General features: G+C 70.2%; 17 protein-coding genes and 1 tRNA gene. 11 read left to right on the top strand and 7 right to left on the bottom strand.

Going from position 1 to position 14413, the window contains the following annotated elements; translation table 11 throughout:
* The first annotated feature begins 88 nt into the window (after window positions 1–88).
* Window positions 89–1000, top strand: coding sequence for a cation diffusion facilitator family transporter (locus tag ACVN90_RS11205; protein ID WP_475098341.1), 912 nt, complete (start codon window positions 89–91; stop codon window positions 998–1000).
* Between the two features lie 9 nt (window positions 1001–1009).
* On the opposite strand, the gene ACVN90_RS11200 is transcribed toward ACVN90_RS11205, so the two are convergent.
* Window positions 1010–3496, bottom strand: a complete 2487-nt coding sequence (locus tag ACVN90_RS11200) for an ATP-dependent DNA ligase (RefSeq protein ID WP_475098340.1) — start codon at window positions 3494–3496, stop codon at window positions 1010–1012.
* A 71-nt stretch (window positions 3497–3567) separates the two neighbouring features.
* On the opposite strand from ACVN90_RS11200, the gene ku reads away from it, so the two are divergent.
* Complete coding sequence (ku, locus tag ACVN90_RS11195; RefSeq protein ID WP_475098339.1) at window positions 3568–4461, top strand: non-homologous end joining protein Ku; 894 nt, start codon at window positions 3568–3570, stop codon at window positions 4459–4461.
* Between the two features lie 19 nt (window positions 4462–4480).
* Here ku and ACVN90_RS11190 read toward each other — a convergent pair whose 3' ends face one another.
* The 3 genes from ACVN90_RS11190 to ACVN90_RS11180 form a co-directional block, all read right to left on the bottom strand.
* Window positions 4481–5245, bottom strand: coding sequence for a DedA family protein (locus ACVN90_RS11190; RefSeq protein ID WP_475098338.1), 765 nt, complete (start codon window positions 5243–5245; stop codon window positions 4481–4483).
* A 45-nt stretch (window positions 5246–5290) separates the two neighbouring features.
* Window positions 5291–5372: transfer RNA gene (locus tag ACVN90_RS11185), tRNA-Leu, on the bottom strand.
* Window positions 5373–5439: 67 nt separating this feature from the next.
* Complete coding sequence (locus ACVN90_RS11180) at window positions 5440–5646, bottom strand: PLDc N-terminal domain-containing protein (protein WP_475098337.1); 207 nt, start codon at window positions 5644–5646, stop codon at window positions 5440–5442.
* Between the two features lie 103 nt (window positions 5647–5749).
* Between ACVN90_RS11180 and ACVN90_RS11175 the strand changes: the two genes are divergently transcribed.
* From ACVN90_RS11175 to ACVN90_RS11145, 7 genes are read left to right on the top strand one after another with little or no spacing between them, the layout of a single operon-like run.
* Window positions 5750–6898 carry a CpaF family protein gene (locus ACVN90_RS11175; RefSeq protein ID WP_475098336.1) on the top strand — a complete coding sequence of 383 codons (1149 nt, stop codon included), beginning with the start codon at window positions 5750–5752 and terminating at the stop codon, window positions 6896–6898.
* On the top strand, window positions 6895–7755 hold the full coding sequence (locus ACVN90_RS11170) for a type II secretion system F family protein (RefSeq protein WP_475098335.1): 861 nt from the start codon (window positions 6895–6897) through the stop codon (window positions 7753–7755). The genes ACVN90_RS11175 and ACVN90_RS11170 overlap by 4 nt, the downstream gene beginning before the upstream one ends.
* Complete coding sequence (locus ACVN90_RS11165) at window positions 7752–8684, top strand: type II secretion system F family protein (RefSeq protein ID WP_475098334.1); 933 nt, start codon at window positions 7752–7754, stop codon at window positions 8682–8684. Before ACVN90_RS11170 ends, ACVN90_RS11165 begins: the two co-directional genes overlap by 4 nt.
* A gap of 31 nt (window positions 8685–8715) precedes the next feature.
* Window positions 8716–8904, top strand: a complete 189-nt coding sequence (locus ACVN90_RS11160; protein WP_475102103.1) for a hypothetical protein — start codon at window positions 8716–8718, stop codon at window positions 8902–8904.
* A 4-nt stretch (window positions 8905–8908) separates the two neighbouring features.
* Window positions 8909–9343 (top strand): TadE/TadG family type IV pilus assembly protein, encoded by a 435-nt coding sequence (locus ACVN90_RS11155; RefSeq protein ID WP_475098333.1) that lies wholly within the window; start codon window positions 8909–8911, stop codon window positions 9341–9343.
* A complete protein-coding gene (locus ACVN90_RS11150) occupies window positions 9318–9791 on the top strand; it encodes a TadE family protein (RefSeq protein WP_475098332.1) in 474 nt (157 codons plus the stop codon). The genes ACVN90_RS11155 and ACVN90_RS11150 overlap by 26 nt, the downstream gene beginning before the upstream one ends.
* A complete protein-coding gene (locus ACVN90_RS11145) occupies window positions 9788–10240 on the top strand; it encodes a pilus assembly protein TadG-related protein (protein WP_475098331.1) in 453 nt (150 codons plus the stop codon). Before ACVN90_RS11150 ends, ACVN90_RS11145 begins: the two co-directional genes overlap by 4 nt.
* A 10-nt stretch (window positions 10241–10250) precedes the next feature.
* Here the strand turns inward: ACVN90_RS11145 and ACVN90_RS11140 are convergent, their stop codons facing one another.
* Complete coding sequence (locus ACVN90_RS11140; RefSeq protein ID WP_475098330.1) at window positions 10251–10853, bottom strand: LuxR C-terminal-related transcriptional regulator; 603 nt, start codon at window positions 10851–10853, stop codon at window positions 10251–10253.
* Window positions 10854–11357: 504 nt separating this feature from the next.
* Between ACVN90_RS11140 and ACVN90_RS11135 the strand changes: the two genes are divergently transcribed.
* A complete protein-coding gene (locus ACVN90_RS11135; RefSeq protein WP_475098329.1) occupies window positions 11358–11603 on the top strand; it encodes a hypothetical protein in 246 nt (81 codons plus the stop codon).
* A gap of 8 nt (window positions 11604–11611) precedes the next feature.
* On the opposite strand, the gene ACVN90_RS11130 is transcribed toward ACVN90_RS11135, so the two are convergent.
* Complete coding sequence (locus ACVN90_RS11130; protein ID WP_475098328.1) at window positions 11612–11941, bottom strand: hypothetical protein; 330 nt, start codon at window positions 11939–11941, stop codon at window positions 11612–11614.
* Window positions 11938–13257 (bottom strand): MFS transporter, encoded by a 1320-nt coding sequence (locus tag ACVN90_RS11125; protein ID WP_475098327.1) that lies wholly within the window; start codon window positions 13255–13257, stop codon window positions 11938–11940. Before ACVN90_RS11125 ends, ACVN90_RS11130 begins: the two co-directional genes overlap by 4 nt.
* Before the next feature lie 25 nt (window positions 13258–13282).
* On the opposite strand from ACVN90_RS11125, the gene prfB reads away from it, so the two are divergent.
* Window positions 13283–14392, top strand: coding sequence for a peptide chain release factor 2 (prfB, locus tag ACVN90_RS11120; protein WP_475098326.1), 1110 nt, complete (start codon window positions 13283–13285; stop codon window positions 14390–14392).
* Window positions 14393–14413: the final 21 nt, after the last annotated feature.

Below are 14413 nucleotides of genomic sequence, written 5' to 3'. Positions count from 1 at the left end.
TCACGCCGAGCCGACACTGAGAATCACACTCATTCCCGACTAGGCGGAACAGCGCTGTCCGACGCAGTCCCGGGCATACCCTGGGGCCATGCACGACCACGCGCCGACCGGGATCCGAGGGGCGGGCAACCGCCGCCTGCTCGCGATCTCGCTCGCGATCACCGCCACGGTCATGGTGGTGCAGATCGTCGGCGCCGTGCTGTCGGGATCCCTCGCGCTGCTCGCCGACGCGGCGCATATGTTCACGGATGCCGCGGCCCTGGTGATCGCCCTCATTGCGAGCACCGTCGCGGGCCGGCCCGCGAACGACCGCCGAACCTTCGGCTATCAGCGGGCTGAGGTGTTCGGCGCCCTGATCAACGGTGTCATCCTGATCGTGCTGTCGGGATGGGTCGCGTTCGAAGGCATCTCGCGCCTGCTGAACCCGGGGGAGGCCGAGGTCGCGGGTTCGCTCATGCTCATCGTCGCGATCGTCGGACTGGTGGCCAACGGCGTGGCGATGTGGCTGCTGAGCTCTGCCCAGCGGCACAGCATCAACGTACGCGGCGCCTACCTCGAAGTGCTGGGCGACCTCATCGGATCGGCGGCAGTCATCGTCGCCGCGATCGTCATCGTCACGACCGGCTGGTACCAGGCGGACGCCATCGCGTCGCTGTTCATCGCCGCCATGATCATCCCGCGTGCGATAGGTCTGCTGCGTGAGGTCGTCTCGGTGCTGGCCGAGTCGGCGCCCCAGGGCACCCACGTGAAGGAGATCCGCGAGCACATCCTCACCACGCCCGGGGTCGTCGACGTGCACGACGTGCACGTGTGGCAGCTCACGCGCGGAGCGCCGGTGTTCACCGCGCACGTCGTGGTCGACGGCGCGGCGCTCTCCGACGGTCGGGCAGCAGCCATCCTCAGCACCCTGCAGGCCTGCCTCTCGGACCACTTCGACGTGGAGCACTCGACGTTCCAGCTCGAGCCCGCCGGACACGTCGAGCACGAAGCCCACGCGTAGCGCACGGCGTCAGTCTTCGCGCCGGACCTCGGCGGGGGACTTGTCGGGGCGCAGCCCCCGCCAGCGGGGATGGCGCAGGATGCCGCCAGGGGTGAACTCGCCGTACTCGACCTCGCCGACGAGCTCGGGCCGCACCCAGAGCGCGTCACGCGCGTCGAGCGCCGGCACGCCGACCAGGGGATTCTCGTCGGTGCGCAGCGGCGTCAGCTTCTTCAAGAGCGCGGCGAGCGTCGAGTCGCTGAATCCGCTGCCCACGCGGCCGGCGTACTGCAGCCCCTCCCTTCCGGGGATGCCGAGCAACAGCGACCCGAAGGTGCTGCTGCGCCCGCCCTTTCCTGGACGGATGCCCGCGATCACGACCTCCTGCGTGCGCGTGTTCTTGACTTTGAGCCAGGACTCCGAGCGGCCTCCTCGGAGGTACCGCGACACCGGGTCCTTCACCACGATGCCCTCGAGCCGCAGCTGCTCGCTCGCGTCGAGTGCGGCGTCGACGTCGTCGAACACGGGTGGCACGGTGATCGCATCGACGGATGCTGCGGCCACCGCTTCGAGCACATCACGGCGTTCACGCAGTGGCAGGCCGGCGAGGTCGTCGCCGTCGTGGGAGAGCACGTCGAAGAGGTAGTAGCGCACGGGCGTCCGCCGCGCCACGCGGGCGATGTCGCCCGCGTGCTCGAGGTTCATCCGCGTCTGCAGGAGCGGGAAGCTGGGGCGGCCGTCGGCCTCGAGAGCGACGAGTTCGCCGTCGAGGACGCAGGGCTGCTCGCCGAGCCCCGGGTCGACCGCTGTCAGCTCGGGGTAGCGATGGGTGATTTCGTTCCCGCTGCGCGCGAAGAGGCGCAGTCGTCGGCCGTCCCACGTGCCGACCGCGCGGATGCCGTCCCACTTCATCTCGACCCAGGCGGTCTCGGCTTCGCCCTCGGCCCAGGTCCGGGCGGCCAGGCGCGCCTGCGTCGGGGTCGCGCTCGTCGAGAGCATCGGTCGCAGGTCGGATGCGCCGCGCGTGGGCATGGGCGCGTGCGCGTGTGCCTGGACCCGGCGAGGGACGTCGGCCTGAGGGCTGGGCTCGACGACCGTGCCTTCCGGCTGCGGGCGGCCCGCAGCATCCGTCTTCATGCGATGCAGGAGCCAGCTGGATTTCTCGCCCTCGCCGGTCGTCCGGATGAGTGCCAGGCGCACACGACCGAGCGGGCCGCCGGGGCGGCCTTCGAGCGTCGCGATGACCTCGTCGTCGCGCCACTTCTCGAGCTCGTAGCGGCCGTCGTCCCAGATGGTCACCGTGCCGCCGCCGTACTCGCCCGCGGGAATCGTGCCCTCGAAGGTGGCGTACTCCATGGGATGGTCCTCGGTCATGATCGCGAGGTTGTTGCGCTTGTACGAGTGCGGGACGCCTCGGGGCACGGCCCAGCTCACGAGCACGCCGTCGTGTTCGAGGCGGAAGTCCCAGTGCAGGGCGGTCGCGTGGTGCTCCTGAATCACGAACCGGGGCAGCTCGCCGTGCGGCGTGGCGCCCAGCGGGTTCGCCGGTACGGGCTCGGGGGTGCGGTCGGCGCTGCGCTTGGAGATGTACGCCGACAGCGGGCCCGACTCCGCCTCACGACCGCCGGCGTGGAAACCGAGCGCGGCCATCGGGTCGCCGATCGTCTCGACACGATCGAGCACCTCGGAGAAGTCGAGGTGGCGCAGATTCGGATCGTCGAGTTCGTCCCACGTGCGCGGCGCGGCAACGGTCGGGTGCGGGCGACCACGCAGGGAGTAGGGGGCGATCGTCGTCTTCGAGCCGTTGTTCTGGCTCCAGTCGATGAGTACTTTCCCGTGCCGCTCGGTCTTCTTCATGCTGCTGACCACGAGCTCCTTGTGGTCGGCTTCGATCGCGCGGGCGAGCTCGTTCGCGAGCGCCGAGGCCTGCTCGGTCGACTGCCCCGGCGGCAGCGCGGCATACAGGTGGATGCCCTTGCTGCCGCTGGTGACCGGGTAGGGCTCCAGACCCATGTCGAGCAGGATCTCGCGCGCCCAGCCGGCCACCACCGCGCACTCGGCGAGGCCCGCACCCGGACCGGGGTCGAGGTCGAGCACGAGACGGTCGGCGGGGCCGCGGCCGCCTCCCGCATCGAAGCGCCACTGGGGCACGTGCAGTTCAAGGCTCGCCACCTGCGCGAGGTAGACGAGCGTCGGCACGTCGCCGACGAGGGGATACTCCTTGGTTCCGGTGGAATGGGGGATCGGCATCCGTCGCACCCACGATGGCGCTCCACGCTCGAGGTCCTTCGCGAAGAACACCATCCCAGGGTCGTCCTCGGTGCCGACACCGTCGGGCCAGCGCTTGCGGGTGACGGGGCGCCCGACCACATGGGGGATCAGCGCCTCGGCGATGCGCGAGTAATAGTCGATGACCTCGCCCTTGGTGGTGCCGGTCTCGGGGTAGAGCACCTTCTCGAGGTTCGTGATGCGCAGGCGGCGGCCGCCGATGCGCACCAGCTGCTCGTCGCCCGCCATGGGCTCAGAGTATCGGCGCCGCGTCGCGCAAGGGGTGGCCGCATGTCGGCGCCCTGGTGTTCACTGGTGGGGTGAGAGCGATCTGGAAGGGTGCACTGACGTTCGGGCTCGTCAACGTACCGGTGAAGGTGTACTCGGCGACCGAAGACCACGACGTCTCGCTGCATCAGGTGCACAACAAAGACGGCGGGCGCATCCGCTATCAGCGGATCTGCGAGATCGACGGTGAGGTCGTTCCTTACTCCGATATCGACAAGGCCTACGACGACGGTGAGAAGACGGTCGTCCTGACCAAGGAGGACCTCGAGTCGCTCCCGGCCGAGCGCAGCCGCGAGATCGACGTCGTCGAGTTCGTGCCGAGCGAGCAGATCGATCTGCTGACGCTCGACCGTGCGTACTACCTCGAGCCCGACTCGGCGTCGCCCAAGGCCTACGTGCTGCTGCGCAAGACGCTGGAGCAGACCGATCGCACGGCCATCGTGCGGTTCTCGCTCCGGCAGAAGACCCGCCTCGCGGCGCTCCGCGTGCGGGACGACGTGCTGGTGCTGCAGACGCTGCTCTGGGCAGATGAGGTGCGCGAAGCCGCGTTCCCGTCGCTCGACGAGTCGGTGCGCATCTCGGCGAAGGAGCTCGAGCTGTCGGCATCGCTGGTCGAGAGCTTCTCGAGCGACTTCGATCCCGAGGAGTTCAAGGACGAGTACCAAGAGGAACTGCGAACCCTCATCGAGGCGAAGCTCGAGAAGGGCGACGCGGTCGACACCTCCGAGACGTTCGGCGAGCAGGAGGAAGAGGAGGCCGGCGGCGAGGTCATCGACCTGATGGCGGCCCTCCGCGCCAGCGTCGAGAAGTCCCGTGCGGCCCGCGAAGGAGGCGCCGCGAAGGCCGGCTCAGGAAAGCCGGATGCTGCAGCCCCGGCGAAGGCGCCCGCGAAGAAGCCTGCGGCGAAGAAGAAGAAGGCGTCCTGACGGGCTAGTGGCTCGGGGCTCAGGCCTTGGGGGACTCGCCGTGCTCGGGGCCACGCTCGAACACCTCGGGGTCGAGCACGAGCGCCTCGGCCTCGGCGTGGTCGGTGACGATGTCTTCACCGGCCGCAGCGGCCTTCTTCGCCTTGCTGCGCTCGCGGAGGTAGTGCCACAGCGTGACGAGCGCGGTGCCACCGACGGCGACCAGCAGGATGAGGTCGATGTAGTTCTCGACGAACTCGGCGACCGGCGGGATGAAGCCCAGCAGGTAGCCGAACATCGTCAGCCCGAAGCCCCACAGCACCGCGCCGATGAAGTTGTAGAGCGTGTACTTCCACTTGTTCATGTGGCCGATGCCGGCGGCGACCGGGGCGAACGTGCGGACGATCGGCACGAAGCGCGCGAGGATGATCGTGAGCCCGCCGAAGCGCTCGAAGAACGCGTTGGTGCGCTCGACGTTCTTCACGCTGAACAGGCCCGATTCCTTCCTCTCGAAGACCGCGGGGCCGCCCTTGTGGCCGATGTAGTAGCCGACCTCCCCGCCGACGAACGCGGCGAGTCCGATCAGCAGCGAGACCACCCAGATGTTGACGCCGAAGATGTTGCTCGTGTGCGTCAGCAGCCCCGAGATGACGAGCAGGGTGTCGCCGGGAAGCAGGAAGCCGACGAGGAGGCCGGTCTCGGCGAAGACGATGAAGCACACCACCACGAGCGCCCAGGGGCCGGCCCATTCGATGATGGCGGCCGGATCCAGCCAGGGGATCAAGGCTGTGGGAACTGCGTGCACGATGGTCGTCCCGTCGTCAGTCGGCGGAGGATGCGAGAACTCGCGTGCGGAAGGTGGGACTTGAACCCACACGCCCGGAGGCACAGGAACCTAAATCCTGCGTGTCTGCCAATTTCACCACTCCCGCGAGGCTCTCAGTCTACTGAGGCGACTGGGGGTCGGCTGTGGGGCTTGCCCCCGTCCGGACCGGGGGATCAGCGGCGGATGCCGAACAGGAAGTAGCTCGCGGGGCCGATCCAGTTGACGAGGATCGCGGGGATCCACGCGACCTTGGGGCCGTGCACTTCGTCGGCGTCGCGGTGAGCCAGGTCCCAGAACGCGAGGAACGCGAACGCGACCTGCACGATGCCGAGCAGGCCGAGTCCCGCCTTCGCCGCCGGGGCCATGTCCGTCTTCGTCATCATCGTCCCTTTCGTCGGTGACTCCATCCTGCCTCCCGGGCGCGTCCCGCGCATCTGTGGATAACTTTCGGCTGGCTCCGCGGGGAATTGGGAGGATGCTGACGTGACCTCCCCCGCCGCTCCCGTCGCGACCGTCGTGGCGGAGCGCGTGCGCGAACGCCTCCGGGCAGAGCGCTCGGATCCGACCCGCGATCCGGAGTTCGCGGCGCAGATCGCGCGCGCAGAGGTGCGCCGTCACAACGATTTCGCGCTGGCGCGCGGCCTCACGCCCGTCGACGACGAGACCGCGTGCGTGCGAGAGGTGCTGGCCGCGGTGTCGGGCTTCGGGCCGTTGCAGGCGTACCTCGACGATCCGACGGTCGAGGAGGTCTGGATCAACGCCCCCGACCGCATCTTCGTTGCCCGCGGGGGAGTGGCCGAGCGCACACCGCTCATGCTCACCGATACCGCGGTGCGCGATCTGGTGGAACGGATGCTGCAGTCCAGCGGCCGTCGGGTCGACCTGAGTCAGCCCTTCGTCGATGCGTCTTTGCCGGATGGGAGCCGGCTTCACGTCGTGATCCCCGACATCACGCGCCGTCACTGGGCGGTCAACATCCGAAAGTTCCTTCCGGCCTACCGCGATCTCGGGAGACTGGTCGCCGCCGGCTCGATCGCTGCGGAGGCCGCCACGCTGCTGCGCGACGCGATGATCGCGGGGCAGTCGGTCCTGGTCTCGGGCGCGACGCACGCCGGCAAGACGACGCTGCTCGGCGCGCTCATCGCGGCGTGCCCGCCCGAACACCGGATCGTGACGGTGGAGGAGACCTTCGAGCTCGCCGTAATGGCGCCCGATCTCGTCGCCCTGCAGGGCCGGCAGCCGAGCCTCGAGGGCACCGGCGAGGTGACGCTCCGCCGCCTCGTGAAGGAGGCGCTGCGCATGCGCCCCGACCGCCTCGTCGTCGGCGAGGTGCGCGACGCCGAAGCGCTCGACCTGCTGCTCGCCCTCAACACGGGCGTCCCCGGCGCGGCGACGATCCACGCCAACTCGGCGCGCGAGGCGCTCGGCAAGCTCGCCGCGCTCCCGCTGCTGGCGGGACGCAACATCGACTCGAGCTTCGTGCAGCCGGCTGTGGCGGCATCCGTCCACCTCGTCGCGCATTGCGAGCGCGATGCGGGCGGAGCACGGCGGGTCGTCGAGATCGTCGCGCCGACCGGCGTCGCGGACGGCGTCATCACCGCGAACACCCTGTACCGGGCGGTCGGCGCGTGACCTTCGTGTGGGGCGCGGTGCTCGCCGCCGGAATCCTGCTGATGCTGTCGCCGTGGCTCTGGCCAGGGGGATCACGCTCCCGCGCCGCTGCGACACGGCGCGGGCGAGTCGCGCGACTGCTCGAAGACGCGGGCATGGCGCGGGTGACGGTGCCGTCGATCGTCGTCGTCGCCGGTGTGAGCGGCGCGATGGCGGCGGCGGTGGCATGGCTCATCGCTCCGGTCGCAGCCCTCGCCCTCGTTGCTGCCGTCGCCGGTGCGCTCGCGCCGTTCACGTGGCTGCGGGCGCGCCGTTCCAAGCTGTTGCGCACGAGGCGGGGACTCTGGCCCGACGTGTGCGATCTGCTCATCGCCTCGGTGCGCGCAGGGATGTCGCTGCCCGACGCGGTGGCGAGTCTCGCCGACTCCGCACCCGCCGAGCTGCGACCGGCGTTCGCGGCCTTCGCCCGCGACGTGGCGGCGTCGGGGCACTTCGACTCGAGCATCCAGCGGCTCAAGACCACCCTGGCGGACCCGGTCGCCGACCGCATCGTCGAGACGCTGCGCATGGCGAGACAGGTCGGCGGCACGGAGCTCACAACGGTGCTGCGTGCCCTCGCCTCGTCGGTGCGCGCGGATGCTGCGCTGCGGGCCGAGGTCGAGTCGCGTCAGTCGTGGATCCGCGGCGCGGCGGTACTCGGCGTGATCGCGCCGTGGGTGATCCTCGCGATGCTCGCGATGCGTCCGGAGGGAGCACGCGCCTACGGCAGCCCGGGCGGCATCGCTCTCATCCTCGTCGGTGCGGCGGTGTCGCTCATCGCGTACCGGCTCATGATCCGGCTCGGCCGTCTTCCCGAGCCGCGGCGGTGGTTCGGGTGAGCGGGTTCGCGCTCGGTGACGTCGCCTACGCCGTCGTCCTCGGCACCGCGCTGGGTATCGGGGTCTGTCTGCTGATCTCGCTCGCTCCGCGGTGGGGCGCGCCCAGCCTGGCGCGGCGGATCGCGCCCTACATCCGAGATGTCACCGACCCACGCGGGCTCGACGTGGCCGCGCCGGCCGGCGGGAGCTCGCCGTTCGCGTGGTCGGCGTTCGCGCAGCGGCGCCTCGGCCGCTTGGCCGGTGGCGACGCGGTGCTCACCCGGCGTCTGCATCAGGCCGCGTGGACGATCGACACGGCACGCTTCCGCGGGCGACAGCTGGCGTGGGCGATCGCGGGCCTCGCGATCGGCGGCGCAGTGGTGGTCGTTCTCGTGCTCGTCGGCCGCGGATCGCCCGTTCTCGGGCTCTTGCCCCCGGTCGCCGCCGTTGCGGCAGCACTCGCGTATGACGCCTGGCTCACGCGGGCGGCACGGACGCGATCCGCACGCATCGAGGAGGAGCTGCCGACGGTGCTCGAGTTCCTCGCGCTGTGCCTGTCGGCAGGCGAAGGGATCCTCGACTCGCTGCGGCGGGTCAGCGACGTCGGCGCGGGGGAGCTCACCGCCGAGCTTCGCGGCGTCGTGGTCGCGGTCGGCACCGGCTCGCCGCTGTCGGAGTCGCTCACGCGCCTCGCCGCAGGCCTCGAGATCCCCGCCCTCACCCGCGCGATCGATCAGCTGGTGGCGGCGATCGAGCGAGGTGCCCCGCTCGCGCACGTGCTGCAGGCGCAGGCGATCGACGCCCGCGAGGACGCCAAGCGCACGCTCATCGAGCGCGCGGGGCGCAAAGAGATCTACATGCTCTTTCCGCTTGTGTTCTTGATCCTGCCGCTCAGCGTGCTGTTCGCGGTGTTCCCGGGGATCTTCATGCTTCGGCTCGGACTCGGCTGACGGCCGGAAGGAGAAAATGATGAAAGCACGGATGCTGCGCCTCACGGCTCGACTTCACGCTGCGGCGAGCGACCTCGCCGACGACGAGCGGGGCGACGTGCCGGGGTGGGTCCTCATCACCCTCATGACCGCGGGGTTGGTGGTCGTGATCTGGGCGATGGCCGGCCCCGCCCTCGCCGACCTGTTCGAGCAGGCGATCAGCCGCGTCTCCGGACTCTGACGCCGTGCGCGTCGTCCTGGCCCGCGCGACGTCGGGCGTGCGCGCCCGACTCGCGGCGGACCTCCGCGACGACGCCGGCGCGAGCCCGGTCGAGTTCGTCCTCGTCGGCGCACTGCTCACCGTCCTGGCCCTGGGCGTGCTCCAATTCGGGCTCGCGGTGTACGTCCGCAACGTCGTCCACGACGCCGCCGTCGAGGGGGCCTACCACGCGGCCCTCGCCGATACCACGCTCGCCGACGGCGCTCAGCGCACGCGTGACATCGTCGGCCGCACGATTGGCGCCGAGTATGCGACTGACGTCACCGTGCACGAGACAGCGGCGCTCGGCCAGCAGACGGTCGAAGTGCGCGTTCACGCGACGCTGCCGCTGGTGGGTCTGCTCGGCGCACCCCGCGGGCTGGAGGTGACGGCGCATGCACCCGTCGAATCGTTCGACTGACACTCCGCACGCGGACCCGCTCGGCGACGACCGCGGCTCAGCGGCGCTCGAGTTCATCCTCGTCGGCCTGCTCCTCCTGGTTCCTCTCGTCTACCTGATCGTCGCACTCGGCCTCGTCCAGGGGCAGAGCCTCGGTGCCGAGGCCGCGGCGCGCCACGTCGCACGTGCCGTGTCGACGGCGAGCGACGTCGACGACGCGCGCGCCCGGGCGGACGCCGTGCTGGCGTCCGTTGCGGAGGAGTACGGACTCGAGGACGTCGACCTGTCCATCGAGTGCACGCCATCGGGCGCCGCGTGTCCGCGGGCAGGTGCAACCCTCCAGGTGAGCGTTCGCACGATAGTCACGCTGCCGCTCGTGCCGCCGGTGCTCGGACTCGACCGCATCGCCGCGATCCCGATCGAGGCGTCGGCCGCGCACAAGGTCTCGCGGTTCTGGAGCGAACGGTGATCGCGCGCGTGCGTCGCGTGCTCGCCGCGCGCATCGAGGCTCGCGAGGCGGACGACGAGGGGAGCGTCCTCATCCTCACCCTCGGATACGCCGTCCTCGCGATCGCCGTGATCATGGTCTGCACCGCCGCGACGAGCTTGTATCTCGCCCAGAAGCAGCTCGATGCGGTCGCGGATGCCGCGGCCCTGGCGGCCGCGGACGGCTTCGACCTGACGGTGGTCGGCGGTGAGCCCGTCGCGACGCTCACCGATGCGGGCGTGCGCCGGGAGGCGGAGGCCATGATGGGCGCCGTCGGTCCCGACGCGCGTCTCGTTGCGGCGTCGACCCCCGACGGTGTCTCTGCGCGGGTGACGGTCGCGGGCCAGTGGCATCCGCCCATCGTCACGGTGTTCGTTCCCGAGGGCGTCGCCCTCGAGTCCACCGCGACGAGTCGCACCGCGCTGCGCTGACGGGCGGGCGTCAGGCCTCGGTGGCCGCGGCGCGCGCGGCGAGCGCCACCGCCTCCATCCGCGAGTGCACGCCGAGCTTGCCGAGCAGGTTCTGCATGTGGGCGCCGACGGTTTTGATGCTGATGCCCATGTCGGCTGCGACCTGTTTCTGGGTCATCCCCTCCGTCGTGAGCGAGAGCACCTGCCGTTCGCGCGGGGTCAGCGACGAGAGTCGCCGGAGGTCGGCGGTCGCGCCGCGAGATGGGCGCGTGCGCTCGATGAGCCGCCGCACGCGGGCGAGGAACTCCTCGGTGTCCATCGACTCCGCGGCGTAGTCGTCGGCGCCGACGAGCAGTCCGGCGACGACATCGGCGGGTGTCGTGCGATCCGCCGACACGAGCACCGCGGGCATGTCGGGTCCGTATCGATCCCGCAACTCTCGGAGGAAGCTGCACCCGCCGTCCTCCACCTCGAGGATCGCGACGTCCGGCGCGACGCCGTTCAGTGCGGCCGCAGCATCCGTCGCTCTCGCGAATGCCATCGACCGCAACCCCAGACGCCGCAGCAGCGTCACGTAATCGGCTCTGACGTGGTCGCCGGCGACCACCAGAGCGTATGCCTCATCCGTGCTCACGATTCCTCCCCGAATCGCGCGCCCTCCCGCTGAAACCACGACCTAGGGAGTATCCCCACACCCCGGTACGCATCCACCCGATGGTCGCGTCCCCACGCGGTTCATAGCCTAAGCCCCGCGGAGGCCCGGGAAAAGGGGAGCACTATGTCCACGAACACGCGGCGGCGATCGATCGCCGCAGGGATCACGGCGACGGATGCTGCCGCCCACGCTTGCGCAGATCACCTCGGGTGACGCGCACCGCGCGCGTCGGCTAGAGTTGCGCGCAGTCGGTGCCGGCTCACGCGCCGCACCTCGGACCGGAGGGAGGAAGAACGATGGCCGTCTTTGTTGCGCCTCGCCACCTGATCCCCTCTCGCGAGGTCGCCCGCACGTATTGACCCGGCGGCGACCTCCAGTCCTGGAGTGTCCCACCGATGTCATACGAACGCATCGACGCGTCCGCATCCGTTCTCTCGCCGGATCTCGAACCCGGCCCTGACTCACGCGCGCGACACCGCGAAGATGTACCCGTCGCCATCGACCACGGCCACAGAGTTCCTGCCGATCGCCGCCGTGCCGACCGCCGACGACGTGGACGGCGATCTGCTCCGACTGCTTCTTCTGGGAGTGACGGATGCTGCGGCCGCCGCGCAGCTCGGCATCTCATTGCGCACCGTCCAACGGCGTGTCGCCGAACTGATGGAGACGGCCGGCGTGACGACCCGCATGCAGCTGGGAGCGGAGGCCGTGCGGCGCAACTGGGTCTGAGGCGTCGACTACCAGCCGAAAGCGTTGAACCATTCGCGGCGACGCTGGGTCTCAGCATCCGTCTCCTGCGCGTCCGACGTGTCATGAGCCGGCAGCCTGCCGTCGTCCAGTGCGATGAAGCGCAGGCACACCGGGCACAGCGCGCGGCCGCCGGGGAAGCCGTCGGCGAGCCTCGCAGCGGGCTCGCCCGGCTGGGCCGACCCGGGGCAATGCGCGGGATCTGCGCCGGCATCCGTCCACATGATCGTGCGGTGGCGGTGCAGACCGGCGTGCCCGAGCGGTCGGGTGCAGCGCCGCCCGTCGTTGCGACTGCGGCAGAACTGCACGATCTCGGTCATGGGCGGGTCCGCGGCACGTAGCGCGGGACCCACCGCACGAAGGCGAACGCGCCGACGAGTCCGATCGCGCCCATGATGCCCGTCGCGACGGAAAGGGACGCGAGGGCGGCGATGCCCGACACCAGCAAGGGTGCGACCGCCCCGCCGGCGTCGGTGAGCGTGCGCCACGATCCGAGGAACGGCGCCGGGTCGGCCTTGGGCGCGACGTCGGCGCCGAGGGTGAGGAGGATGCCGCTCGACAGGCCGTTGCCGACGCCCAGCACGGCGGCGAACATCGCGAACCACATCGCCGCCTGCGGGAGATCGTGGGTGAACGCGAGCGCGACGAATCCCGCTCCCATCAGGATCATGGCCGGAAGGGCGGCCCACAGTCGCCCGAATCGGTCCATCACCTGGCCGCTGGCGTAGAAGAGGGCGAAGTCGATCGCCCCCGAGATGCCCACGACGAGCGCGATCGTCTGCGCGTCGAGGCCGATCGACACGCCCCACAGCGGCAGCACGACCTGGCGGGCAGAGCGGACGGACGAGAGGGATGCTGCGGCCAGGCCGAGCGTCGACAGCACGCGGCGGTGCCGCCACATCGTGCGGATGACGCCCGCGCCCGGGCCCGAGCCCTCCGTCGGCGGGCGCGTGCGATGCACCGGAATCGACCCGGTGACCGGCTCGCCGGTGTCCTCCGTGTCGACGGCGTCCTCGCGCAGACCGGCGGGGGTCGGCGCGAAGAACTGCCGCTCCGGGTCGGGACCGAGGAGGACGAGAAGAACAGTGGCCACGAGGCATCCGCCGAAGAACCAGATCGTGGCATGTTCGTCGCCGAACAGTGCGAGGAGGCCCGCCGCGACGAACGGTCCGATGAACATCCCGAGGCGGAACGTGCCGCCCAGCAGTGACAGTGCGCGGGCGCGGAACGACACCGGCACCCGGGTCGTCATGAACGAGTGGCGGGCCAGGCCGAAGGCCGCGGCGCAGAAGCCGATGAGGAAGACCGCGATCGCGAAGATGCCGAGCGAGGGCGCGAGGGCCATGCCCACCACGCCACCGAGTGAGATGACGCCTGCGATCGCCATGGTCAGGCGCTCGCCGATGCGGGCGACCGCCCAGCCGGCGGGGATGTTGCCGCAGAGCTGCCCGACGACGAGCGCCGAGGCGACCAGAGCGGCGGTGGCGACATCCGCCCCGAGCTGTGCGGCGATCACGGGGATCAGCGGGATGACCGCGCCCTCGCCGAGCGCGAACAGCACGGTGGGGCCGTAGACCATCGGCCCGAACCGCCACAGCACGTCACGAGCGGTGGGGGAGTCGGCGTGATCGGTCATCGCTTCCACGTTAGTCTGGAGTGTCATGCTCGACTTCGATCCCTCCGCCGATATCCAGGCCCTGCGTTCCACGTTCGCCGACATCAAGGCCGTGGTCGACGTCGAGGCACTCAACGCCGACATCGCCCGCCTCAGTGAGGAAGCCGGCGCTCCCAATCTCTGGGATGACGTCGAGAAGGCGCAGAAGGTCACCAGCGCCCTCAGCCACCGACAGGCCGAGCTCAAGCGCATCACCGACGTCGAGCAGCGCCTCGACGATCTCGATGTGCTCGTCGAGCTCGCCAACGAGATGGACGACGAGGACTCCGCCGAGGAGGCGCGTCACGAGATCGCGGAGCTCGAGGACATCGTCAGCCAGCTCGAGGTGCAGACGCTCCTCGACGGCGAGTACGACGAGCGCTCCGCGGTCGTCACGATCCGTTCGGGCGCGGGCGGTGACGACGCCACCGACTTCGCCGAGATGCTGCTGCGCATGTACCTGCGCTGGGCCGAGCGTCACAAGTACCAGGTGAAGGTCATGGACACCTCCTACGCGGAGGGCGCCGGCATCAAGTCGGCGACGTTCGAGATCGACGCTCCCTACGCCTACGGCACGCTTTCGGTCGAGGCCGGCACGCACCGCCTCGCGCGCATCAGCCCGTTCGGCTCGGCCGACAAGCGCCAGACTTCGTTCGCCGCGGTCGAGGTCATCCCGGTGATGGAAGAGGCCGTCGAGGTCGACATCCCGGAGAACGACCTTCGCGTCGACGTCTTCCGCTCGTCGGGGCCGGGCGGCCAGTCCGTCAACACGACGGACTCCGCCGTGCGCCTCACGCACATCCCGACCGGCATCGTCGTGTCGATGCAGAACGAGAAGTCGCAGATCCAGAACCGCGCCGCGGCTATGCGCGTGCTGCAGACCCGCCTGCTCCTGCTCAAGCGCGAGGAAGAGGCGGCGAAGAAGAAGGAGCTCGCGGGCACGATCACCGCGAGCTGGGGCGACCAGATGCGCTCGTACTTCCTCTACGGCCAGCAGCTGGTCAAAGACCTCCGCACCGGCCATGAGGTGGGCAACCCGGCGATCGTCTTCGACGGCGACCTCGACGGCTTCATCTCGGCGGGCATCCGCTGGCGCAAGCGCAAGGACGACGACTGACACGGATGCCGCGCCGCGACG

The sequence above is a fragment of the Microbacterium sp. F01 genome (assembly GCF_056156365.1).
This window is presented reverse-complemented; position numbering and strand designations above follow the sequence as displayed.